This is a genomic window from Sporomusa termitida (genome assembly GCF_007641255.1).
In the GTDB taxonomy this organism is placed as follows: Bacteria; Bacillota; Negativicutes; order Sporomusales; family Sporomusaceae; genus Sporomusa; species Sporomusa termitida.
This window is the reverse complement of sequence record NZ_CP036259.1, coordinates 2336051-2358959: the sequence shown is the minus strand read 5'-3', so window position 1 is coordinate 2358959 and position 22909 is coordinate 2336051. Positions and strand designations below refer to the sequence as shown.

The 22909-nt window shown below is 48.6% G+C and carries 21 protein-coding genes and 1 other annotated feature; of the genes, 19 read left to right on the top strand and 2 right to left on the bottom strand.

Going from position 1 to position 22909, the window contains the following annotated elements; all coding sequences use genetic code 11:
• Positions 1-16: 16 nt before the first annotated feature.
• The 18 genes from ytxC (at position 17) to SPTER_RS10890 (ending at position 21040) form a co-directional block, all read left to right on the top strand.
• Positions 17-922: a putative sporulation protein YtxC gene (gene ytxC, locus SPTER_RS10975; RefSeq protein WP_144352864.1), complete on the top strand. Its 906-nt coding sequence runs from the start codon at positions 17-19 to the stop codon at positions 920-922.
• Between the two features lie 332 nt (positions 923-1254).
• Positions 1255-3165 carry a threonine--tRNA ligase gene (gene thrS / locus SPTER_RS10970; RefSeq protein WP_144350451.1) on the top strand — a complete coding sequence of 637 codons (1911 nt, stop codon included), beginning with the start codon at positions 1255-1257 and terminating at the stop codon, positions 3163-3165.
• A 63-nt stretch (positions 3166-3228) separates the two neighbouring features.
• Positions 3229-3359 (top strand) — a sequence feature (ribosomal protein L20 leader region).
• 23 nt (positions 3360-3382) lie between these two features.
• A complete protein-coding gene (gene infC, locus SPTER_RS10965; RefSeq protein WP_144350450.1) occupies positions 3383-3916 on the top strand; it encodes a translation initiation factor IF-3 in 534 nt (177 codons plus the stop codon).
• 20 nt (positions 3917-3936) lie between these two features.
• Positions 3937-4134 carry a 50S ribosomal protein L35 gene (gene rpmI / locus SPTER_RS10960; protein ID WP_144350449.1) on the top strand — a complete coding sequence of 66 codons (198 nt, stop codon included), beginning with the start codon at positions 3937-3939 and terminating at the stop codon, positions 4132-4134.
• A 42-nt stretch (positions 4135-4176) separates the two neighbouring features.
• Positions 4177-4530, top strand: coding sequence for a 50S ribosomal protein L20 (gene rplT / locus SPTER_RS10955; RefSeq protein WP_144350448.1), 354 nt, complete (start codon positions 4177-4179; stop codon positions 4528-4530).
• 250 nt (positions 4531-4780) lie between these two features.
• Positions 4781-5614 carry a class II fructose-bisphosphate aldolase gene (locus SPTER_RS10950; RefSeq protein ID WP_246105572.1) on the top strand — a complete coding sequence of 278 codons (834 nt, stop codon included), beginning with the start codon at positions 4781-4783 and terminating at the stop codon, positions 5612-5614.
• Between the two features lie 123 nt (positions 5615-5737).
• Positions 5738-7105, top strand: a complete 1368-nt coding sequence (locus SPTER_RS10945) for a TrkH family potassium uptake protein (RefSeq protein ID WP_246105571.1) — start codon at positions 5738-5740, stop codon at positions 7103-7105.
• Between the two features lie 12 nt (positions 7106-7117).
• Positions 7118-7780: a potassium channel family protein gene (locus SPTER_RS10940; protein WP_144350446.1), complete on the top strand. Its 663-nt coding sequence runs from the start codon at positions 7118-7120 to the stop codon at positions 7778-7780.
• Positions 7777-8589 (top strand): TrmH family RNA methyltransferase, encoded by an 813-nt coding sequence (locus SPTER_RS10935; RefSeq protein WP_144350445.1) that lies wholly within the window; start codon positions 7777-7779, stop codon positions 8587-8589. Before SPTER_RS10940 ends, SPTER_RS10935 begins: the two co-directional genes overlap by 4 nt.
• 76 nt (positions 8590-8665) lie before the next feature.
• Positions 8666-8755: a YqzL family protein gene (locus SPTER_RS26040; protein WP_144350444.1), complete on the top strand. Its 90-nt coding sequence runs from the start codon at positions 8666-8668 to the stop codon at positions 8753-8755.
• 270 nt (positions 8756-9025) lie between these two features.
• Entirely contained in the window at positions 9026-10048 is a 1023-nt protein-coding gene (gene pheS / locus SPTER_RS10925) for a phenylalanine--tRNA ligase subunit alpha (RefSeq protein ID WP_144350443.1), read from the top strand.
• A 20-nt stretch (positions 10049-10068) separates the two neighbouring features.
• On the top strand, positions 10069-12498 hold the full coding sequence (gene pheT / locus SPTER_RS10920) for a phenylalanine--tRNA ligase subunit beta (protein ID WP_144350442.1): 2430 nt from the start codon (positions 10069-10071) through the stop codon (positions 12496-12498).
• A gap of 189 nt (positions 12499-12687) precedes the next feature.
• Positions 12688-14085 carry an amino acid permease gene (locus tag SPTER_RS10915; protein WP_144350441.1) on the top strand — a complete coding sequence of 466 codons (1398 nt, stop codon included), beginning with the start codon at positions 12688-12690 and terminating at the stop codon, positions 14083-14085.
• 110 nt (positions 14086-14195) lie between these two features.
• Positions 14196-14450, top strand: a complete 255-nt coding sequence (locus tag SPTER_RS10910) for a cell division protein ZapA (RefSeq protein ID WP_144350440.1) — start codon at positions 14196-14198, stop codon at positions 14448-14450.
• Between the two features lie 75 nt (positions 14451-14525).
• Positions 14526-15197: a DUF421 domain-containing protein gene (locus SPTER_RS10905; RefSeq protein ID WP_144350439.1), complete on the top strand. Its 672-nt coding sequence runs from the start codon at positions 14526-14528 to the stop codon at positions 15195-15197.
• A 56-nt stretch (positions 15198-15253) separates the two neighbouring features.
• Positions 15254-16171, top strand: a complete 918-nt coding sequence (locus SPTER_RS10900) for an alkaline phosphatase family protein (protein WP_144350438.1) — start codon at positions 15254-15256, stop codon at positions 16169-16171.
• Positions 16164-18659 (top strand): U32 family peptidase, encoded by a 2496-nt coding sequence (locus SPTER_RS10895; protein WP_144350437.1) that lies wholly within the window; start codon positions 16164-16166, stop codon positions 18657-18659. The genes SPTER_RS10900 and SPTER_RS10895 overlap by 8 nt, the downstream gene beginning before the upstream one ends.
• A 20-nt stretch (positions 18660-18679) precedes the next feature.
• On the top strand, positions 18680-21040 hold the full coding sequence (locus tag SPTER_RS10890; protein ID WP_144350436.1) for an endonuclease MutS2: 2361 nt from the start codon (positions 18680-18682) through the stop codon (positions 21038-21040).
• 49 nt (positions 21041-21089) lie between these two features.
• Here the strand turns inward: SPTER_RS10890 and SPTER_RS10885 are convergent, their stop codons facing one another.
• Together SPTER_RS10885 and SPTER_RS10880 are read right to left on the bottom strand one after the other, a co-directional pair.
• Positions 21090-21698 carry a hypothetical protein gene (locus tag SPTER_RS10885; protein ID WP_144350435.1) on the bottom strand — a complete coding sequence of 203 codons (609 nt, stop codon included), beginning with the start codon at positions 21696-21698 and terminating at the stop codon, positions 21090-21092.
• A 12-nt stretch (positions 21699-21710) separates the two neighbouring features.
• Entirely contained in the window at positions 21711-22031 is a 321-nt protein-coding gene (locus SPTER_RS10880) for a YbaB/EbfC family nucleoid-associated protein (protein ID WP_144350434.1), read from the bottom strand.
• Positions 22032-22256: 225 nt separating this feature from the next.
• On the opposite strand from SPTER_RS10880, the gene SPTER_RS10875 reads away from it, so the two are divergent.
• Positions 22257-22646 carry a hypothetical protein gene (locus tag SPTER_RS10875; protein WP_144350433.1) on the top strand — a complete coding sequence of 130 codons (390 nt, stop codon included), beginning with the start codon at positions 22257-22259 and terminating at the stop codon, positions 22644-22646.
• The last annotated feature ends 263 nt before the right edge of the window (positions 22647-22909 follow it).

The window sequence follows — 22909 nt, the reverse complement described above, 5'->3', positions numbered from 1 at the left end:
GAAGGGAGTGAGGGTGGTGAAGTTACTTTCGATTGGCCTGAACGGCACAACCGGGGAAATAAGGGAGAAACTGGAATGCGACTGTAAAACGCTGACCCAAGAAGGCTTCCGCGTAGTTATAGAAGAACTTGACCGGGGCAGTTATAAGTTTCTGGGTTTAAATATCAGTGACGGCGAGCTTTCTTTTCGTAATTATGAGCGGATTAAAAATGTGCTAAGGACTAGCGTCTCGCAGATACTTGCCAACTGGATTATCAGTACAGAGGAAAAAAAACTGATCAATAAAATCGTTACCAGCAATTACTGTTATTTTAATCAGGCGGAGCGGGCAATCGTTGAGTCTAATGCCGTAAGGGCCCTTACGTCTACCCCTGCGGACCGCTATGATTTGATTCTGGGCCGTATTTTAGATTATCTTGATAATCATCATGAACTGGTGCTTGATGGTTTTTTGAACTTCCGGCTGAAAGACTACCGCTTACAACTGGCCGAAGTGATTGACAAGGTTGTGGACGATTTTATGATGGACCTGGAATATAAGGAATTTATCAGGGTTCTGCGGTACTTTGTTGACGTTCAGGAACCGCGGGTTGAGGAAGCGCATGTTGTTATCAGCGGTGCCGGTATTTTTCAGATTTATGATTCCCACCGCAAAATAATAAAAAATCAGCATTTGGATAATACCCTGCTGCCAAACTATAGTGCCGACAGCCCCGGCAGTCTTAATCATGAGGACCTGTTAATCAGTGCGCTTATCACGATTGCGCCGCATAATATTATGGTTCATAGTACCAACCGGGCCCGCGATGAAGAAGTACTGGAGACAGTCAAAAGTGTATTTGATGGCCGGGTAGTCTTATGTGATGGCTGCGAGCTGTGTGTGTCTGATTTTGCCGGCAGCTCTACCCATACTGAGCTATAGTATTGACATTTCCCTTGAATTTGTATATAATTTTACTAATTAAAAATTATTATTAACAGTAATGCCGGGGACAAGATAAGGCTTTGAAAGGCGTCACAGAGAAGAGATGTCATAGGCTGTAAACATCTTTACGCAAACCAAACGCTTATTACCACCCCGAAACTGCTCAACTGAACTGGTTAAGACTAAGCTGAGCCGGGGCCATTTCCCCGTTACCAAAATACTGAGCTGGCGTGTTCGCCAAACAGGGTGGAACCACGGGTATAAACTCTCGTCCCTATAGGGACTGGGAGTTTTTTTATTTGCGAATATTGTTAATGGAGGTTGCTGAAATGAGCAAGATACAAATGACACTGAAGGATGGCGCAGTACGCGAAGTTGAACAAGGGGTAACACTGGCTGAAGCGGCTGCCGCAATTAGCCGCAACCTGGCAAAAGCGGCCTTGATCGCCAAGGTGGACGGCAAAATAACAGATTTGACAGCACGGCTGGCAAAAGATGCTGCTGTTGAATTTTTGACTTTTGAGGATAATGAGGGCAAAGACGCTCTGCGCCATACTTCTTCGCATATTCTGGCCCAGGCAGTTAAACGCCTGTATGGTGACGTGAAAATCGGCATTGGCCCGGCCATTGCCAATGGTTTTTATTATGATTTTGACACTGACCATGTTTTTACGCCGGAGGATTTAGGGAAAATCCAAAGTGAGATGGAAAAGATAGTAAAGGAAAACCTGCCGCTGGAGCGCCGGGTTGTAAGCAGGGAAGAAGCGCTGGCTCTGTTTGGGGCGCAGGGTGAGGTGTATAAACAGGAACTGATCCGTGATTTGCCGGCCGATGCCCAGATATCGCTCTACCAGCAGGGTGAATTTGCCGATTTATGCGCCGGCCCGCATGTGCCGTCCACCGGGCGGGTTAAAGCAATTAAATTGCAAAGCATTGCCGGCGCTTATTGGCGCGGCGATGAGAAGCGGAAAATGCTGCAGCGCATCTATGGCACTTCGTTTGAGAAGAAAGCAGATTTGGATGCCTATCTAACAATGATGGAAGAAGCGGCTAAGCGCGACCATCGCAAGTTAGGGCGTGAGCTGGACTTGTTCAGCATCCAGGAGGAAGGCCCGGGGTTTCCCTTCTTTCATCCGAAAGGTATGGTTATCAGGAATGAGCTGGAGGCTTTTTGGCGCAAACTGCATGTGAAATACGGATATCATGAAATTAAAACCCCTATTATTCTGCATCAGAAGCTGTGGCAGCAGTCCGGCCACTGGGATCACTACCGGCAAAATATGTATTTCACTAAAATTGATGAGGAAGGATATGCTGTTAAGCCCATGAATTGTCCGGGGGGGATTCTGGTATATCGTGCCCAGCACCATAGCTATCGTGATTTTCCCCTGCGTACCTGTGAACTGGGGCTGGTCCACCGTCATGAAATTTCCGGGGCCTTGCACGGGTTGATGCGGGTCCGCAGCTTTACTCAGGACGATTCGCATATTTTTATGCTGCCGGCACAGATTAAGTCGGAGATTAAGAAGGTTATCGAGCTTTTCAATACCGTATACAGTGTGTTTGGCCTTTCCTATCACGCGGAGCTGAGCACTAAGCCGGACAAGGCGATGGGCTCTGATGAAGTTTGGGAAACAGCCACAACTGCACTGCAGGAAGCGTTGGAAGAGCTGAATATGTCCTATAAAATTAATCCGGGTGATGGTGCCTTTTACGGTCCCAAGATTGACTTCCATCTGCAGGATTCCATTGGCCGTACCTGGCAGTGTGGTACCATTCAGCTGGATATGATGATGCCGGAAAAATTTGATTTAACCTATGTCGGGGAAGACGGCCAGAAACACCGGCCGGTAATGATCCATCGGGTAGCCTATGGCAGTATAGAAAGATTTATCGGGATTTTGATCGAACATTTTGCCGGCGCTTTCCCGGTTTGGCTGGCACCGGTTCAGGTTAAAATTCTGCCGATCAGTGAACGCCATGCTGCCTTTGCCAGTACCATTGCCCAGGAGATGCGCGACCAGGATATCCGGGTCGAAGTGGATGACCGCAATGAAAAGATCGGGTATAAAATTCGGGAAGCCCAGCTTGAGAAAGTACCTTACATGCTGGTTGTTGGTGACAAGGAGGCCGAAACACGCAGCGTGTCGGTCCGTAAACGCGGCCAGGGAGATATTGGCGCGATGCCGCTTGCGAGCTTTATCCCTGCCGTAATTCACGAAATTGCTAATAAAAGCTAAAAAGAAAAAAACAGCTTGACTTCACAGCTTATTAATGCTAATATTATCAAGTGAATTGAATCGTTTTTGAAGTAGAAGCCATCCGCTTCTCACCTTACAGCGCCAAAGGGCAGCTAGTAAGGTTACATCAAGCAGATTATTATTTGATTATGCTGTTGCGCGGGTGGTTATGCCATCCGTTTTTTTTGTTAAAAAATTTATCAGGAGGTGAGCGGCAATTAGCAAAGACACTTTAAAGATCAATGAGGAAATTCGGGCGAGGGATATTCGTTTAGTCAGCAGTACTAATGAGCAGCTGGGAATTATGTCGCTAAGAGACGCATTGCGTTTAGCCGGAGAACAAAACCTTGATTTAGTGGAGGTAGCGCCAACGGCGAAGCCGCCGGTATGCCGGATCATGGATTTTGGCAAGTTTCGGTATGAGCAGCAAAAACGTGACAAGGAAGTCAAAAAGAAGCAAAAAGTAGTGGCACTTAAAGAGGTTAAACTCCGCCCTAACATTGAGGATCATGATTTTAATGTCAAGCTCAAGAATGCCCAGCGCTTTTTAGAAGATGGCGATAAAGTCAAAGTAACGATCATGTTCAGAGGCCGGGAGCTTTCTCATCCTGAGCTTGGCAAGCAGGTGCTGGTGCGAATGGCTAGTTTGCTTAGGGAAATGGCTAATATCGAACGCGAGGCTAAGCTTGAAGGTAAAAATATGATTATGATTGTTGCTCCAAAACCTAACAATACGCAAGCCAGCACATAATAGAAAGGGGAAATCCAACTATGCCAAAAATGAAAACCCGCCGAAGCGCTGCAAAACGCTTCAAAATAACCGGCAGCGGTGAATTTAAACGTGCCAAAGCTTTTAAAAGTCACATTCTGGAAAAAAAATCTCCGGCTCGCAAACGCAACCTGCGTAAAGCGGCGATGGTTAGTAAATCTGACCATGAGCGCGTGGTGAAAATGCTGCCTTACGCCTAACAGCGGTTAAATTTTTTATAAGTACATCAGGAGGTAGGTATCATGCCAAGAGTTAAAAAAGGCGTTACTGCACATAGACGTCATAAAAAAATTCTTAAATTAGCTAAAGGTTATCGCGGTTCCAAGAGCAAGTTGTTTAAAAAAGCAAATGAAACCGTGATGAAAGCACTGTATTATGCGCGCCGGGACCGTCGCGCCAAAAAAGGTGATTTCCGTAAACTGTGGATTACCCGGATTAATGCTGCCGCCCGCATCAATGGCATTTCTTACAGCCAGCTTATTAACGGCCTCAAAAAAGCTGGGGTGGAAGTTAACCGTAAAATGCTGGCCGATCTGGCAGTTAATGATAGCGCTGCCTTTGGCAAGCTGGTAGGTACGGCCAGAGAACAACTGTAAAGAGCAACTCCCGGAAATATTCCGGGAGTTTTTTTGTTCATTCATGCATAAAATATATAAATAATGGAATTAATAGTAATCAAATCCAGTTCGGGTAAATACTGAAAAATTAGATTTTTTTTAATGTTGATATAATTGGCAGGTTTTTTTTGGTTAGCGGCGAATAAAATATTATAGCCCAATTCACTGGCAAGTTAATACTGACTTACTATAACAAAAAAAGGAGGAGTTAACCTTGGCCCTGGTAACAATGAAAGAATTACTTCAGGATGCAAAAAAGAGGAAGTATGCGGTAGGCGGTTTTAACGTATTTAATTTTGAAACTTTAGGCGCTGTTATTGAGGTGGCAGAAGAATTAAAAACTCCCCTGGTGCTTGGCATTCCCGAGCGTTTGTTTAAATTTGTCGATGTAGAAACTCTTAGCGCAGCAATGATCAGAGGTGCGCAGAAGACCACGGTGCCGGTTGCGCTCCACCTTGATCATGGTTATACTTATGAAGGGGTCATGAAGGCTATTCGCTGGGGATTTACTTCAGTTATGTTTGACGGTTCCGCTTTATCATTCGAGGACAACTTAAAACGCACCAAGGAAATTACTCGCATAGCCCATTCTCTCGGTGTTTCAGTCGAGGGTGAATTGGGCTATATTAGTTATTACGACCAGATAAAAGATATTAATGAAGAAAATATGGTAAAGCCGGATGTTGCCCATCGCTTTGTGGAAAAAACCAGGGTTGATGCGTTAGCGGTAGCGGTTGGCACCAATCACGGCGTGTACCGCGGCGGCCCTAAACTCAATTTTTCCCGCTTATCCGAACTTAATAATACGGTAAATGTGCCGCTGGTCATGCATGGCGGGTCCAAACTCAGTAAAGAAGACTATCAAAGTTCAATTCAGTCCGGAATAACCAAGATTAACATTGCCACAGATATGTCAATGGCTGCCGGCGAAACCATCAGGGCGGAACTTGCCAAAAACCAGTCGGCAAACTATATTCATCTCATGTCAATGGTAAAAAAAGGGGTTAAAGATTCAGTCCGCAAATACATGTTATCCTTTGACTGCATCTCGAAAGCAATATAGACAACAAGTACTGAACCCCCCGGGTCCAAGTGGCCGGGGGTTTTTTATTTCTCTTTATAACTTGTACACGGTTCTAAATTTGGTTATAATCATTAAATACACATATTTTCGAGGTGGGATATTTTGGATGCAAAAATCACCAACCTGCTTGATATTGCCCAATGGAAGCTTACCCCGTATCAGATTCTTGTGATCGGGTTTGCCGGGCTGATTGCGGGGGGGACAGTCCTGTTAATGCTGCCTGTGGCGTCGGTGACCGGCATTGGCTTACCCTTTATTGATGCCTTGTTTACCGCAACCTCGGCCGTCTGCGTAACCGGGCTGATTGTGGTTGATACGGGTACACATTTTTCGCTGTTCGGGCAGCTTGTCCTTATCAGTCTGATCCAGGCGGGCGGTCTGGGCATCATGGCGATGTCCACGCTTATGGCCATGCTGATTGGCAAAAAAATAAATCTTAGACAGCGGCTGGTAATGCAGGAGGCCTTGAATCATCTGACGGTAGCCGGCGTGGTGCGGTTAACTCAGTACATTATTAAGGTAACTTTGCTTATCGAGTTTATTGGCGGTACAATATTAGCAGGCTGGTGGTATCAGGAGTTAGGGTCTAAAGGTATTTATTTGGGTTACTGGCATGCTGTTTCCTCATTTTGCAACGCTGGTTTTGACTTGTTTGGCGGCATTCATGGCAAGTTCTCCAGTGCAACCGGCTATGCCGAGGATATTGTTGTTAATATGGTAATTTCTGTCCTTGTTATTTTAGGCGGTATCGGATTCACCGTAATTGCCGATGTCTGGACAAACCGGCGTTTTAGTCTGGTTTCGCTGCATACGAAAGTGGTTTTGGTTACGACCTTATGGCTGACTGCTTTGGGCGCGGTTGTGATTTTTCTGCTGGAATACGACAATCCTGGTACCTTGGGGGTATTGTCGTGGCCGGGGAAATTGCTTGCCAGCTATTTTCATTCTGTTACGCCCCGCAGTGCCGGCTGGAACACGGTTGATATCAGCAGCCTTACTGATGCCACCTTGTTTTTTTTGATGCTGCTCATGTTTATCGGGGCCTCACCAGCCTCCACCGGCGGCGGCATCAAGACCACGACAGTCGCGGTTATGGCAGCGGCCATCCGGGCATTGATCAGGGGGAGAAACGATGCTGAACTCCATGAAAGAAGAATTCCCCATGCCATTATTTATAAAGCATTTTCCCTGCTGCTGATCTCAGCCCTGCTGGTTGTTTTTGTGACAATGATGCTGAGTATTACTGAAAAGCAGCCGTTTATAAAGCTGTTATTTGAGGCAATATCCGCCTTTGGGACAGTAGGTTTAACAACCGGCATTACACCGGAGCTGACAGTCGCCGGTAAGTTTTGGCTGATTCTAACGATGTTTGCCGGACGGGTCGGACCGGTCACCTTAGCGCTGGCACTGACACTAAGAACCCGTAAAGGTAATTTGCAGTATCCTGAAGGTAAAATCATTATCGGCTAGGAGCGTGTTGTAATGAAAAAAAAGAATAAACAATTTGCGGTCATTGGCTTAGGCCGTTTTGGTACCAGTGTGGCAACTACGCTCTATACACTTGGGTATGAAGTACTGGCTATTGATGCCGATGAAGACCGGATTCAGAAATTCAGCGAAGAGGTAACGCATGTTGTCCAGGCCGATACAACAGATGAAAACTCGCTTAAAGCCTTGGGTATCCGGAATTTTGATGTTGTTGTTGTTGCTATTGGCGAAGATGTGCAGGCTAATGTTTTGACAACTCTTCTCCTTAAGGATCTGGGCGTAAAACACATTGTCGCCAAGGCCCGCAATGAACTGCATGGAAAAATGTTATCTAAAATCGGTGCCGACCGGGTTGTTTACCCTGAGCGCGATATGGGGCAGCGGGTGGCCCACAACCTGGTATCGACAAATGTATTGGAGTACATTGAATTGTCGCCTGACTTGAGTATTGTTGAAATTACGGCCCCCAAAACATTAATTGGCCAGAGTCTGGCCCAGGCTAATCTGCGGGCAAAATATGAGGTTAATGTGGTAGCGATTAAGCGGGGGGCAGAGCTCATTGTGCCGCCGCAGCCTGATGAAAACATTAAGCCTGGTGATATTATCATCTTTGTCGGTCAAACCAAAGGCATCCAGAAACTGGAGGAAATGGAATGAGCGCAGTCATTTGCAGTCCGGCCAATAAGTTAATTAAAGAAGTTGCCTCCCTGAAACAAAAAAAATACCGCGATGAGCTGGGCCTGTTTATTGCGGAGGGGGTTCGTATTGTCGAGGAATGTGCTGCCTCTGCCTGGCCTGTTCATATTTGTATTTATACGGAAACAGCCGCGGCCCGCGAACGGACAAGACGCGTGCTTGACAGGCTTGCGGCCGCCCGGTGCCGGCTGGTGGCCGTGCCTGAAGCAATCTACAATAAATTATCTGATACCGAGCAGCCGCAGGGCATTATGGCCGTGTTGAAAAAACGGCAGGCTACGCTGGCGCAAATGCTAGCGCCGGCCGGTCAGGTACCGCTGATTGTTGTTTTGGATGGTATTCAGGACCCCGGCAATGCCGGTGCTATTATTCGCACCGCCGATGCCGCCGGTTGTACAGGGGTGATTGTAGTCAAGGGAGCGGCGGATATCTATGCAGGCAAAACCGTGAGGGCTACCATGGGGTCCCTGTTTCACCTGCCGGTATGGGAGGGCGTAGCCCCGGGCGAGCTCATTACCGCGCTGACAGCGGCTAATGTCAGTATTCTGGCTACCTCGCTGCAGAATGCTGATATTTATTACCACGCCGACTTAAAGCGGCCTGTAGCTGTCGTTTTGGGCAATGAAGGCCAGGGGGTTGGCCGAGAACTTCTTGACAAAGCCGATGGTTGTCTTACCATACCCCTTGTCGGTGATGCCGAATCGCTGAATGTGGCGGTAGCCGCCGGTGTCATATTGTACGAAGCCGTAAGGCAGCGGGCAACCTTGTAATTTGCCGGCTGCTGTGATATAATACCTTTAGCAATGACGGAAATTGCCATTACAGGCAGAGAGGTAGGGTCCGACGATGATGACCGCCGAATTCTTCTGGAGAATGTTCGAAGCTACCGGTTCCATTGCTGCGTATCTGTGGTATAAACGGCTTATGATGCATTAACTGAATAGTTGCTTTTATTGTTATGCGATGAGGAAGAGAGTATGTTAGTCGCGTTTCCACAGGGAGGATGCTGCCAAAGATTGAGAGCAGCGCCGAAACAGCTGGCAGAAAGTTCACTTCTGAGTATCCCGGCTGAAGGGTATGCTGTGTAGGTCAGGGCGTGTTTTCCGCGTTACAGGAAACTGAGTATAATTAGGGTGGTACCGCGAAATCAAGACTTTCGCCCCTTGTGGGAGAGAGTCTTTTTATTTTATTCCTTAGGAGGCATGTATGGAACAAGAGCTTAAGGCATTAAGAGAGACCGCTCTGCAAGCGTTGTCAGAGGTTGCCGGTAAAGAAGCGCTGAATGAGCTAAAGGTTAAGTATCTGGGGAAAAAAGGGTTGTTAACAGGCGTGCTGCGCGGACTGGGAGCATTAAGCCCGGAAGAGCGGCCGCGGGCCGGGCAGATTGTTAATGAGGTCAGAAATGAAATCGAGCAAATTATTGCTGCTAAGCTTGAGGTTCTGAAACAGGCCGAGGTTGCCCGCAAGCTTGCATCAGAAACGATTGATGTGACACTGCCGGGCCGGCCGGCTGCATTGGGGCATTTGCATCCGCTGACACTGACTCTGAATCGCATTAAGGACACGTTTATGCGTTTAGGGTTTGAGGTTGCCGAAGGCCCGGAAGTGGAAACAGACTATCATAGTTTTGAAGCATTAAATCTGCCCAAGGACCACCCGGCCCGGGATATGCAGGATACCTTTTATATCACAAATGAAATTTTGCTCAGACCCCATACCTCGCCCGTGCAAATCCGGACAATGCAATCGTCGGTGCCCAATCAGCCAATTCGCATCATAGCTCCCGGCAAGGTATACCGCCGGGATTATGATGCCACTCATTCGCCCATGTTCCAGCAGGTGGAAGGGCTGGTCGTCGATCAGGACATCAGCTTTGCCGACTTAAAGGGTACACTGGAGCTGTTTTCCCGCGAGATATTCGGCAACAGCGTTAGCGTCAGATTTCGTCCCAGTTTTTTCCCGTTTACCGAGCCCAGCGCCGAGGTTGATATCTCCTGTGTAATGTGTGCCGGCAAAGGGTGCCGCGTATGTTCAGGCACCGGCTGGCTGGAGATCCTGGGGTCCGGGATGGTCCATCCCCGGGTTCTGGAAATGAGCAGCTTTGATCCTGCTAAGGTCAGTGGTTTTGCCTTTGGCATGGGGGTTGAGCGGATTGCCATGCTGACTTATGGCATCGATGATCTGAGACTGTTTTTTGATAACGATATACGGTTTTTACGCCAGTTTTAAAACGATAAAGGGGGAAAGTTATGAGAGCGTCATTTAAATGGCTGCAAGATTATGTTGAAATAAATGAAACCCCGGAAAAACTTGCCGATATGCTGACAATGGCCGGAATTTCGGTGGCGGCGGTGGAACCCCTGGGGCAGAATATTACCGGTGTGGTTACCGGTAAGGTAATGGAGCTTAGCCCCCATCCGGATGCGGATAAACTGTCGGTGTGCAAGATTGATATCGGCACAGAGGTGCTTACTATTGTTACCGGGGCAACCAATGTCCGGCCGGGAGCGATTGTGCCTGTAGCCACCGTTGGTGCCCTGCTGCCTAACGGGATGAACATTCAGCCCACGACCTTGCGGGGCATCCTGTCTAACGGGATGTTATGCTCAACGGAAGAACTCAATATTGATAGCAAACTGGTATCACCGGAGGCCCGGAAAGGGATTTATATCCTGCCGGCCGATACTGCTGTTGGTATGGATATCCGCGCGGCCCTGGGGCTTGATGATGTCGTCCTGGAATTCGAAATCACAGCCAACCGGGCTGACTGTTTCAGCGTCATCGGCATCGCCCGTGAGATTGCAGTATTAACCGGGGCCTCTTTAAAGAAACCGATGCTTAACTTAAAAGAAGCAGGAACAGAGAAGGCTAACAGTTTAACAAATATCCGGATCGACGACTCCGGCCTTTGCCCAAGGTTTGCGGCCCGGGTTTTGACAAACATTAAGGTGGGTCCTTCGCCGTCCTGGCTGCAGCATCGTATCCAGGCCGCCGGGATGCGCCCAATTAATAATGTTGTCGATGTAACCAACTTTGTTATGCTGGAATTAGGCCAGCCCATGCATGCTTATGACTATAACCTGCTGGCCCGTCACAGCTTGGTTGTCCGGCAAGCCAATCCGGGTGAAAAACTGACTACTTTAGACGGTGTTAAACGGGAACTCGCACCGGATATGCTGGTAATTGCCGATGCCGTTCAGGCGGTAGGTATTGCCGGGGTTATGGGCGGACTGGCTACTGAGGTAACGGCAACTACACAAAACATATTATTGGAAGCCGCTGCTTTTAAAGGCGTCAGTATTCGCAGGACCTCACGCGCCCTTGGGCTCCGCTCCGAGGCGTCAGGCCGGTTTGAGCGGGGTGTGGATACCGCTAATATTATCAAAGCGCTGGACCGGGCCGCCAAATTACTCGAAGATATGGGGGCCTGCAAGGTATGTCCGGGCATTGTTGATGTTTACCCTGACATGCAGCTGCCGAAACAGATTGTTTTTACGCCGGCACAAATTAATAAGTATTTGGGTACGGACATTCCCGGCAGCACGATGAAAGCTATACTACGCCGGTTAGGCTTCAGTCCTGATGCCGGTGAAGAAAAGATTACCGTAACAGTACCTACCTGGCGCAGCGATGTTACACTGCCGGCCGATCTTTGCGAAGAAATTGTCCGGATCTATGGTTATAACAATGTACCTTCCACCACCCCAGCCGGCAGTATGGTCCAAGGGAAGCAGAGCCATTCCCAGAGCATTGTCGATAAGATGAAAGACATCCTGACCGGCAGCGGCTTTGCCGAGATTATTTCGCTTAGTTTTACTCATCCCGGGGTTTTTGATAAGCTTAATATTCCGGCCGACAGTCCGCTGCGCGCAGCCATAGAGGTCCTTAATCCCATTACTGACGATTTTCCTATTTTGCGTACCACCCTGCTGGGCGGTGTGATGGATACAATCGTGCGTAATCTTGCCCGGAAAAATGAAGATTGTAGGATCTATGAGATTGGCGCCGTATATCTGCCGGCAGCACTGCCACTCAGAGAGCTGCCGCAGGAACCGCTTATGTTATGCGGGGCCATGATCGGCAAACGTCATGCCAGCGCCTGGAATCAGCCACGGGATATGGTCGATTTTTATGATGCCAAAGGCAGTGTCGAGGCTGTGCTTGCGGGCTTGAAAATTGACGGGTATAGTGTGGAAGCGGCCGTAACCCCTTCCCTGCATCCCGGCAAAACAGCCATGATAAAAAAAGACGGCGATGTGCTGGGGTATGTGGGTGAAGTCCATCCGGAAGTTCTTAACGCGTATGAAATTAACCGGAAGGTGTATCTGTTTGAATTGTACGTGGCGGCTCTTATTAAACATACGGCCACTACCCCCGGTTATCAGGCTTTGCCCAAATTCCCGGCAATTATCCGCGATCTGGCCCTTGTGCTGCCTGAGAAAATCCCGGCTGAGGCCGTAACCCAGGCTATTCTGGACACTGCCGGGCCCTTGTTAAGTGCTGTGCAGCTGTTTGATGTATATACCGGACAGCAAGTGACAGCAGGCTCGCGCAGCCTGGCCTTTTCGCTGACTTTCCGGGCTCATGACAGGACACTGACCGATGCTGAAATCGATGAGTATTATAAAAATACCATTGTATATTTGGAAAAGACATTGGGGGCAAGACTCCGGGATTAGACCGGAAAATGTCTCTTTGATAAAAACAAAAAAACCTTTACCTCGCCTCCCGTTTATGCTAAACTGTTAACCGGGATGGACATAATAGGTAAATGTCTGTGTTGACTGGATATTTACTGGAAACCAGATCTGTCTCTAAGAGACAGATCTGGTTTTTTTTAGGAGGAAAAATAGCAAAGAGGTGAATCTATGAATTTTTTTCGTACAAAATGTATTGATAAGCTTAAGGAAGGGGCAGAACAGCAGGGGTTAAAAAAGAGTCTTGGTGCCACCGATCTGATTCTTTTGGGTATTGGCTGTATTATCGGCACCGGTATTTTTGTTTTAACCGGTGTAGCTGCGGCTAATTACGCCGGACCGGGCATTATGCTGTCTTTTGTTATTTCTGGTTTAGCCTGTGCGTTTGCCGCTTTGGCGTATGCCGAACTTGCGGCTATGGTGCCGATTGCCGGCAGTGCCTACACTTACAGCTATGCTGCCTTGGGTGAAATCGTTGCCTGGATTGTTGGCTGGAATTTAATTTTGGAATATTCTGTAGGTTCAAGCGCTGTAGCCGCCGGCTGGTCCGGTTATATGGTAGGCCTGCTGAAGTCCGGTGGTATTGAATTACCTAAAGCATTTACGGCCGTACCGGCCGACGGCGGACTCGTCAATCTGCCGGCGATGCTGATTGCCCTGCTGTTAAGTGTGTTACTGGTGCGTGGTACTAAGGAGAGTGTTACGCTGAATAAAGTCCTGGTAGTGATAAAGCTGGCCGCTGTGTTTATTTTTCTGGCCCTGGCCGGTCCCAAGGTAAACCCTGCTAACTGGTCGCCGCTGATGCCTTATGGATTTTCCGGGGTAGCCGCCGGGGCGGCAATTATCTTTTTTGCTTATATCGGTTTTGATGCGGTAGCCACTGCTGCTGAAGAATGCCGGAATCCCAAACGGGATTTGCCGGCAGGTATTATTGGCTCGCTGGTGATATGCACAATCCTCTATATTGTTGTGGCCGGTGTTCTGACCGGTGTGGTACCTTATCAGCAGTTAAATAATGCCGAACCTGTCGCTTATGCCCTTCGGGCCATTGGGTATAATTTTGGCTCCGCACTGGTGGGGACCGGGGCAATAGCCGGTATAACGACTGTGTTGCTGGTTTTGATGTATGGACAAACACGGATATTTTTTGCCATGTCCCGGGACGGTCTGATTCCTGCCCGCATCTGTAAAGTACATCCCCGCTATGGTACACCTCATATTATTACAATGGCTGCCGGTATTGCCGTGGCCCTCATCGCCGGCTTTACCCCTATCGGTATTATTGCCGAACTCACCAATATCGGTACCTTGTTTGCCTTTGTTGTGGCCGCGATTGGTGTACTGGTGCTTCGTTATACCAGACCTGATATTCCCCGCTCTTTTAAATGTCCGGCCGTAAAGGTTATTGCCCCGTTGGCAGTACTGTCCTGCGGGTACTTAATGGCCAATTTACCGGCAGAAACCTGGATACGGTTTGGGATTTGGTCAGCGATTGGTTTTGTTGTCTATTTCGTTTACAGTTATCATCATAGTGTTTTAAATAAGGCGGAAGTGGCCGGTAAAGAATAATTGCCGGTTACCCCGGGCGGGTTATCCCGCCTTTTTATTTTTTCTAGCAGGAATTAGTTTTTAGATGCTAGAAGTATAGTCTCAATAAATATTATTATTTCAGGTGGAGTATGTCAGAAATTAAAAATAAAGTTACCGTCGAGATATACGGCGAAAGCTATGCTCTAAAAGGTAATTTAGAAGAAGCACGAATCAGGCGCTTAGCAGTTATGCTGGATGAACGCATGAAAAAAACGGCAAAAGTGAATCTCAGGCTGTCGCCGGCCAAAATAGCTGTTTTGACCGCATTAAATATTGCTGATGAGTTTTTGCGGCTGGAGCAGGACTATCTGGAGCTCCTTGAACTGATTAAAGAGGACAAATAGCCGGCTTTTGTATACCGAATGCGGTATAACACTTGGATGTCATGTTAATAATACTGACAGAAAAGGAGTGGTACCGTGTTTGATAGCGGTTCAATTGGGCAGGTCGCTTTTCGCTTAATGATCCTCTGTGCGCTGGCCCTGATTGTAGTAAGAATGATGGGCAACCGCACGGTTGGCCAGTTATCACCATTTGATTTTGTTATCATGGTTGGTATTGGCGACGTGATTGTGGCGGGGACAATGGATCAAAATCCCACTTTATTTGCCGGGGTTGAGGCGCTGGTGGCATTACTGCTGCTACAACAGGTTTTAGGCTATTTGGCCTTGAAGAACAACACTTTGCGCAAATGGTTTGAGGGTACACCGGTAACGCTGGTCAAGGATGGGCGCCTGATCGAAGAGAATTTTACCAAAATCCATTTTAACTACGATGATCTGCGGCAGGAGCTGCATAAAAAAGGCCTGGATTTATCTGATTTAGGCACGATTGAAGTGGCTCGCCTGGAAAGCTGCGGGGAGTTTACCATGCTGCGCACACCGGAAAATGATCCCCTCACCAAAAAAGAATTTGAAGACTATATTAGAAATTTGTACAACAATCCACTCAGCCTGGCCGGTGAAAAATTGACCAAGTTTGAGGCTTTTATGGATGATGTTCAATATCTTGCCGCCCATTTGCGGGAACAGGAAAAGCAAAAAGCCGGCAGCCGGGAAAAACCGGCCAGTCAGGAAAACGAGCAGCATTAAAGAGAGGAAGGGATGCCCCTTCTTCTTTCTTATCCTGAGAGAAAGGTTAACTGGCGATGCGGGTAGTATTATTATTTATTGACGGGTTTGGTTTAGGCAGCACTAATCCCGGGATTAATCCAATTGTCCGCTTTGGGCTGCCTACTATGGAGAAATTGTTTGGCCGGCCACTGACTGCAGAAATGGCATTCACATTAGCTCCGGAGCGTTGTATTGTGCCTCTTGATGCTACGCTGGGGGTACCCGGATTACCGCAAAGCGCAACCGGGCAGGCCGCTATTCTTACCGGTCTGAATACGGCCAGGGCCATGGGGCGGCATCTACAGGCTTTCCCGGGGCCTCAGCTTGCCGGTATTATTACTGAAAACAACATTATGCGCCGGCTTGCCCAAGCCGGCTTGCCGGCAACCTCTGCCAATATGTATACACCGAATTATTTTGAACTGGTGGCTAACCGCAAGCGCCGCCATTCGGCGATCACCCTGGCGGCTCTGAGTACCGGCATGCGGCTTAGGTCTTTGCCGGAAATGCATAGCAATGAAGCCGTGTACCAGGATATTACCAATGCCGCTCTTCCCGAGTGGGGAGTACATGGTTTGCCAGTGTTGAGTCCCAGCCAGGCCGCCGGAAATCTGGTTAATATTTCCAGGAAATATTCCTTCACTATTTTTGAATATTTTCAGACTGACAGGGCTGGCCATAAGCAGGACTGGCAGGCTGCGGCCGCCATTCTGGCACTGCTGGATGCTTTTATTGGCGCCGTTTATGAACAGCTGCCGGCTGCTACGCTGCTCATAATAACAAGTGACCATGGCAATTTTGAGGATATGAGTATAAAAACCCATACGTTAAATAAGGTTCCGCTTATTGCCCTGGGCTGTCAGGCGCAGGCAGCAGTGGGCGCAATCACTGATTTAACCGGTATTGCCCCGGCCATAGCAGCGGTTTTAGGAAAGGATGATCCATGTGATTGAATTACTTGCGCCTGTAGGTTCTAAAGAAGCCCTGGCGGCGGCCGTGGAAAGCGGCGCCGATGCCGTTTACCTGGGCGGTAAAATGTTTGGCGCCAGACACTATGCCCCTAATTTTACGGATGAAGAATTGGCGGCAGCCGTACGGTTTGCGCATATGCGTGGCGTTATGGTGTATATTACGGTCAATACCCTGACTGATGACAGTGAATTACCGGCTTTGGCTGATTATTTGCGGCATTTATATCAGCTTGGCGTAGATGCGATTATCGTCCAGGATTTGGGCGTGGCTGTCATCGCCAGAGATATCGTACCGGCTTTGCCCCTGCATGCCAGTACGCAGATGACGGTTCATAATTTAGCAGGGGTTCAATTCTTAGCCGCCATGGGGTTTACCAGAGTGGTATTAGCCAGGGAGCTGACCCTGACAGATATTGAGTACATATGTAAAAATTCCTCTGTGGCGATCGAGACTTTTATCCATGGAGCCCTGTGTATCTCCTATTCAGGACAATGCCTGATGAGCAGCATGATTGGCGGCCGCAGCGGCAACCGTGGCCGCTGTGCCCAGCCTTGCCGGCTGCCTTATACCCTTGTCGGCGCCGACGGCAACGATCTTTTACAGGCGGCCGGTGCCGGGGAGTATCTACTGAGTCCGAAGGATTTCAATACCATCGAAGTACTTCCTGATCTCATGCAGGCCGGGGTGACTTCTTTTAAAATCGAGGGACGGATGAAGCGTCCTGAATATGTTGCCGTAGTGGTCGACGCTTACCGCCGGGCGCTTGACAGCTATCTGGCAGACAGGAATAACTATGTTGTCAGCACGCAAGACCGCAAGGATTTAGCCCAGATCTTTAACCGGGATTTTACCACCGCTCATCTCTATGGCAAAAACGGCCGGAATATGATGAGTGACCGGCGTCCCAACAACCGCGGTGTCCGGGTCGGCCGGGTGCTTAGCTATCAGGCGGCCGGCAAAATTACTGTTATCAAACTGGATGAGCCGCTCGCCGTTGGCGATATTATTGAGTTTTGGGTTAAAGTCGGCGGGCGGGTCAATGTTACGGTGCAGACGATGACGGTCAATGGTGCTGCGGTGACTGAGGCTCCGGCCAATACGGCGGTGTCGATTCCGGTAAGTTCGCCTGTTCGTGACAATGACCGGGTATTTAAGGTATTTGATGCCAAACTGATGGAACGGGCCAGGACGTATTTTAGCCGGGCGGAGGCTGTGCGGCGTATTCCGGTGGATATTGTTGTAGCGGCTGAAGAAGGCAAGCCAATGGTTATAACGGTGCGGGACGCCGACGGCTTCAGCGGCCGGGCGGCAACGGTTTTCATTGCCGAAAAAGCCCGGAAAAGACCGCTCACACCGGCGAGCGTGGCTAAACAGATGGAGCGGCTGGGCACCACTGTTTTTCGTCTGAATCAGCTGGAGTGCCAGCTGCAGGGTGAAGTAATGGTCCCCCTCAGTGAGATGAATGACGCCAGGCGGCGGGCGATAGAACAGCTGGAAGCGGCAGGCCTGGCCAGGTTTGCCAGGCCTGCGCTTCCTAACGGCAGCTCGATTGCCGCCCTGCTGCCGCCGCTGCAAACAACCGGACGGGCTAACAAACCTGAACTGGTGGTTAATGTCGATGCCGTGGACAAGCTACAGGCTGCGGTTGATAACGGCGCGGATATTGTTATGTTTGGCGGCGAATGTTTGGGAAAACACGCATTATCTGCTGAAGATTATCATAATGCGGCAGATTATGCCCGCCGGCATAACCGTAAGATTATTTTTAATACGCCGCGCTTAGTACATCAAAATCAACTGGCCGAACTGAAGGCCAGTGCCGTTTTGTTTAACCGGCTTAAGCCGTATGCAGTCAGTGCCGGTAATATCGGTACCCTCCAGCTGCTCCGGGAGCTTGTGGATGCGCCGTTGCACGGCGATTACCCGTTGAATATATATAACAGTGTTACGGCAGGATATTTAAGCGCTCGGGGCTTAGCGAGCCTGACACTTTCACCGGAACTCAGTTTTGCGCAGGTGGAAGCAATTACCGCCAGGAAGCTGGCCCCAACCGAATGCCTGGTGCATGGGTATGTAACGCTGATGATTTCTGAATATTGCCTGCCTGGCAGTTTTTTGGGCGATACGGCCGGGCAATGTAAGCAGGCTTGTTTGCGGGGGCAATACTGGCTAAAGGACAGAATGAATGAGTTGTTTCCCATTACTACTGACCAGTTTTGCCGCATGCATGTTCTTAATGCCAAGGAATTATCCATGTTGCCCCATGTGCCGCGGCTTATGCGAACCGGTTTAAGCCGGCTGCGGTTTGAGGCCAAGTATAATACGGTCAGGGAAATAGAACATATAACCCGAATGTACCGTGAGCTCCTTGACCAGGGAGAAAATCATCCACTGCTGCTGCAGGATAAAGTGAGCGGTGTTGAGCATGGGCATATTACGCGGGGGCACTTTTTTCGCGGCGTATTATAAGAAGTTAGAGGAGAATTTACATGGAAGCATCCGTGTTAACGACGTTGGAATATAATAAAATCCGGAACATGCTGGCCGAACGCACCGGCTCAATTATGGGCCGGGAGCTGGCGGAGAGTCTGGTGCCTGTGAGTGAGGCCGATACGGTCGCAAGGCGTCTGGCGGAAACCGCCGAAGCCCGCGAGCTGCTGAACAATATCCCCACTGTGCCGCTCGGAGGAATCCGCGATGTGCGGGCGGCAATAAAAAGAGCGGAGCTTGGAGCTGTTTTGGAACCCCATGAATTATTGGCAATCGGCAGTACCCTGTATGCGGCCAGGCGTATGAAAAATTTTTTCGGCGACCTGCCTGTAGCAACGCCGCTGCTAAACTCGATCGCCGGCCAAATAACGGTCTTAAGAAATATTGAAACAATGATAGAGGCAACAGTAACCGAACAAGGCCAAATCAGGGATGATGCCAGCAGCGAGCTTTTAAAGCTTCGCCGGGAGATAAAGCAGGCCCAGGGCCGGGTAAAAGAAAGACTGGATAGTATTCTGCGGTCAGGTGAATACCAGAAGTTTTTTCAGGATGCGTTAGTCACGATGCGCGGCGATCGGTATGTTATCCCGATAAAACAGGAATTCCGCAGCAATTTTCCCGGTATCGTGCATGACCAGTCAGCCAGTGGTGCCACCTTGTTTATTGAACCCATTGCCATTGTCCATTTGAACAATGATATAAAACAGCTGATGGCTGCCGAAAAAAGCGAGATTGAACGGATTTTAACAGTGGCAGCCGGTCATATTGCCAAAGTGGCGGCAGCCATTGCCGCTAACCTTGCAGTTTTAGCCCGGCTGGATTTTATTTTTGCCAAAGCGAAACTGAGTATTGACATGCAGGCCATTGAACCGGTGATTAACCATCAAGGATATATTAAGCTGGTGCAGGCGCGTCATCCGCTGATCGCTGCTGAACAGGTGGTACCCATTGATGTCCACCTTGGCCGGCACTTTACGACCTTGCTTATTACCGGACCGAACACAGGCGGCAAAACCGTAACCCTGAAAACAGTAGGCTTGTTTGCCCTTATGACCCAGGCCGGTTTATTTGTACCGGCGGCGCCTGATTCGGAGATGCCGGTGATTGGCAATATCTTTGCCGATATTGGTGATGAGCAGAGTATTGAACAGAGTTTGAGTACCTTCTCCGGCCATATGACCAATTTGGTTAACATACTAAAGAAAATATCGGCCAACGATTTGGTGCTTATTGATGAGATTGGTGCCGGTACCGACCCCAGTGAAGGGGCGGCCCTGGCGATGGCAATCCTTGAATATATTCATACACTTGGGGCCAAAACCATTGCGACTACACATTATAGTGAATTAAAAACCTTTGCTTACACCAGACCGGGAATTGAAAATGCCAGTGTAGAATTTGACATACAAACCCTATCTCCCACATACCGGCTGCTGATCGGCATACCTGGCAGCAGTAACGCCTTTGCAATTAGCCGCCGTCTCGGGCTTGAGACCGAAATTATTGCCCGCGCCAGGGAATTAATTAATAAAGAGCACGCCGATTTTGAAACCGTGCTGCAGGCCCTGGAAGAACAAAAGAAATTGTTTACCGTCCGTTTAGATGAAGTAAAACGTCTGGAACAGGAATTGAATAAAACAAAAGAAAAACTAGCTGCTAAAGAGAATAATCTTACCGAAAAAAAGGCGGCAGTGTTAGCCAAGGCCCAGGAAGAAGCGGCCGGCGTTATCCGCCAGGCCAGGCGGACGGCGGAAGAAGTAATTGCCGAACTGAAGGAGCAGTTTTCTGAGCGCAGCGGCCGGGAACGGCAGAATGCCATTGAAACTGGCCGACGGAAGCTTAAGGCCAGCAGTGCGGAGATTAACCAGTTTGCCGTCGAGGACCGGACTGATCTGCCTGCATTATCGGCGGCGATGGTAACGCCGGGAATGAATGTCTATGTTGCAACATTAAAACAGAAAGGCGAAGTGCTGGCAGTAAGCGGCGCTGATGTAACGGTACAACTTGGTGTTTTAAAATTTACTGTGCCGGTATCAGCCTGCCGGGTGCTGGCCGAACCGGTTAAAGCGCCGGGGCCGGCTGCTGCCAAACGCAGCCTTATGCCCAGGGCTGCAAACGCAGCCCGGCAAATTGATATTCGCGGTATGAGCATTGAGGAGGCTGAAAACGTACTCGATAAATATATTGATGATGCCATCCTGTCAGGCTTAACGGAGGTGCTCATCATTCATGGCAAAGGGACAGGGGCTTTGCGCAAAGGCGTGGGGGCATACCTGAAAAATCACCCCCATATAAAAAGTATCCAGATTGCGGAACTTAACGAAGGCGGCACAGGCGCTACGATTGCTAAACTGATTTAATATAGAAAAATAACAAAACCGGGGGTTAATACCCCCGGTTTTGTTATTTTCAAAAGTTGTTTTTCCAGTTTAAATAACGGCCAAAATTTTTACTGTCCGGATCATCAGGCTCTTCTGCCTCCTGGGCGGGTATTGGCTGCTGCTTAAGTGCTGGTACCGACTGCGGATCGGCAACCGGCGCCGGGGGAGCAGGCTCAGATTCGCGGGGTTGTTTTTGTGGCTCGGGCTTGGGCTCTGCTTTGGGTTTGTCTTGAGCCGGGCCGCCAAGGCCGCCCAGATTGTTTAACAAGCCGAGAACGGTGCTGATTGTGCCGGGGTTTAGTTTGGATTTAAGCTGCGGGCTGTTTAATAACGGTAATAGTGACATTAATGTATCGGGCGAGAAACCGCTGCCGCCGATACCGCCACCGCCCCCGTCACCGCCCTTTGTCAATTCACCCAGTAGTTTATGGAGCGGATTGCTATTAGCTGCCGGTTGATTTAGGCCTGGCTGGCTGATGGCATTATTATTTTTATTAACAATAGAGAATAAACATAGTAGTGCCAACACTGTAATTAAATTGTCAGAACCGGCCCCGGCACTACTATTAGCGTCCAGCATCCGGGTTATTGAACCTAATAGCGATGAAGATCCTGGATTATCGGTATCGTTCGGCATAGTACCTCCTCCTTAAAATATGCCAGGAATTTTGGGCAGGTTTAAATCTGTGGCCAGCTTACTCATTGCTTCCTGATTTAGTTCGCGTGATTTGGCCAAGGCGTTATTAATGGTAGCTGTTAATAAGTCCTGTAACAGGGCTGTATTATCGGCCATAAGATATTTTGCATTCAACTGGATAGAGATAAGCTCCTGCTGACCGTTTACAAGAATTTTCACAACATCGCCACTTGATACCTCTATTCGTTCTTGTTTCAGTTGTTCCTGAACATTATCAACATTACTCTGAACTTTTTTAACCATTTCCATGATATTGCCAAATTGTTCAAACATTGGTTATGCACCTCCTCTGTTTTTATCCGATAGCTGACTGCCACTAATTTAACTGCCAATTCCGGGTGCAATAGTGGAGTAAGCTCTCGCTTATAAGGTATTTTGTTTATCCAATTTATTCAATTACGCATTTTTTGTGAGTGTCCAAACTTTTTTAGAGACCAAATACTCTTATCTTTCATATATTGGATTAGAAAAAAGTTCAATGTGAGGGTGGGTGGGAATATGCGCGTGCGGAAATATCCACGGAATCCAGGCGTTACTGCAGGCAAAGCAGCTAAAGCAGAAGAGCAACAAGCCGGGCCTCAGGATGTTACAGAACAACCGGAGAACCTGCCGGCAACAATACCCAAAAAAACAGCGGCTGCCCGTGGACCGGCTGCGTTCTTTAGAAAAGTAATGGAAAACCCCAGCTTCAACATTCAGTTGATGGTCATTCTATTAACACTGGCCTCGGAAAACTTTTCTATGGACAGGCGGATTGACTCCATGACTTCCACGGTAGACAAAATTAGAAATGTTACCGACGTAATTAATAGCACCATGCAGTCGGTGAAGGTGGCAACCGATGCCCCTAAACAAATCAGAAGACTATTTGAAACAAATAAAAATTAGCGCTAAATGCCAGTTGAGGTCAGTAACACTTCCTACACGAACTGTATATATTGAAGTAGAAGGGCGGGCGGTACTTCGCCCTCGTTAATAGACGATTAAGGAGGAGGTAGTGTTAATGTCTCGTGGTGGATTTGGCCGCAATGGCTTCAGTGGTATCTGGATTATCATCATTATCCTGTTACTGTTCTTTTTCGATAGTGATGATACTTCACTATAAGCATTACTTACAGAGGAACACACTGCAATAGCGTGTGACCCCCAAA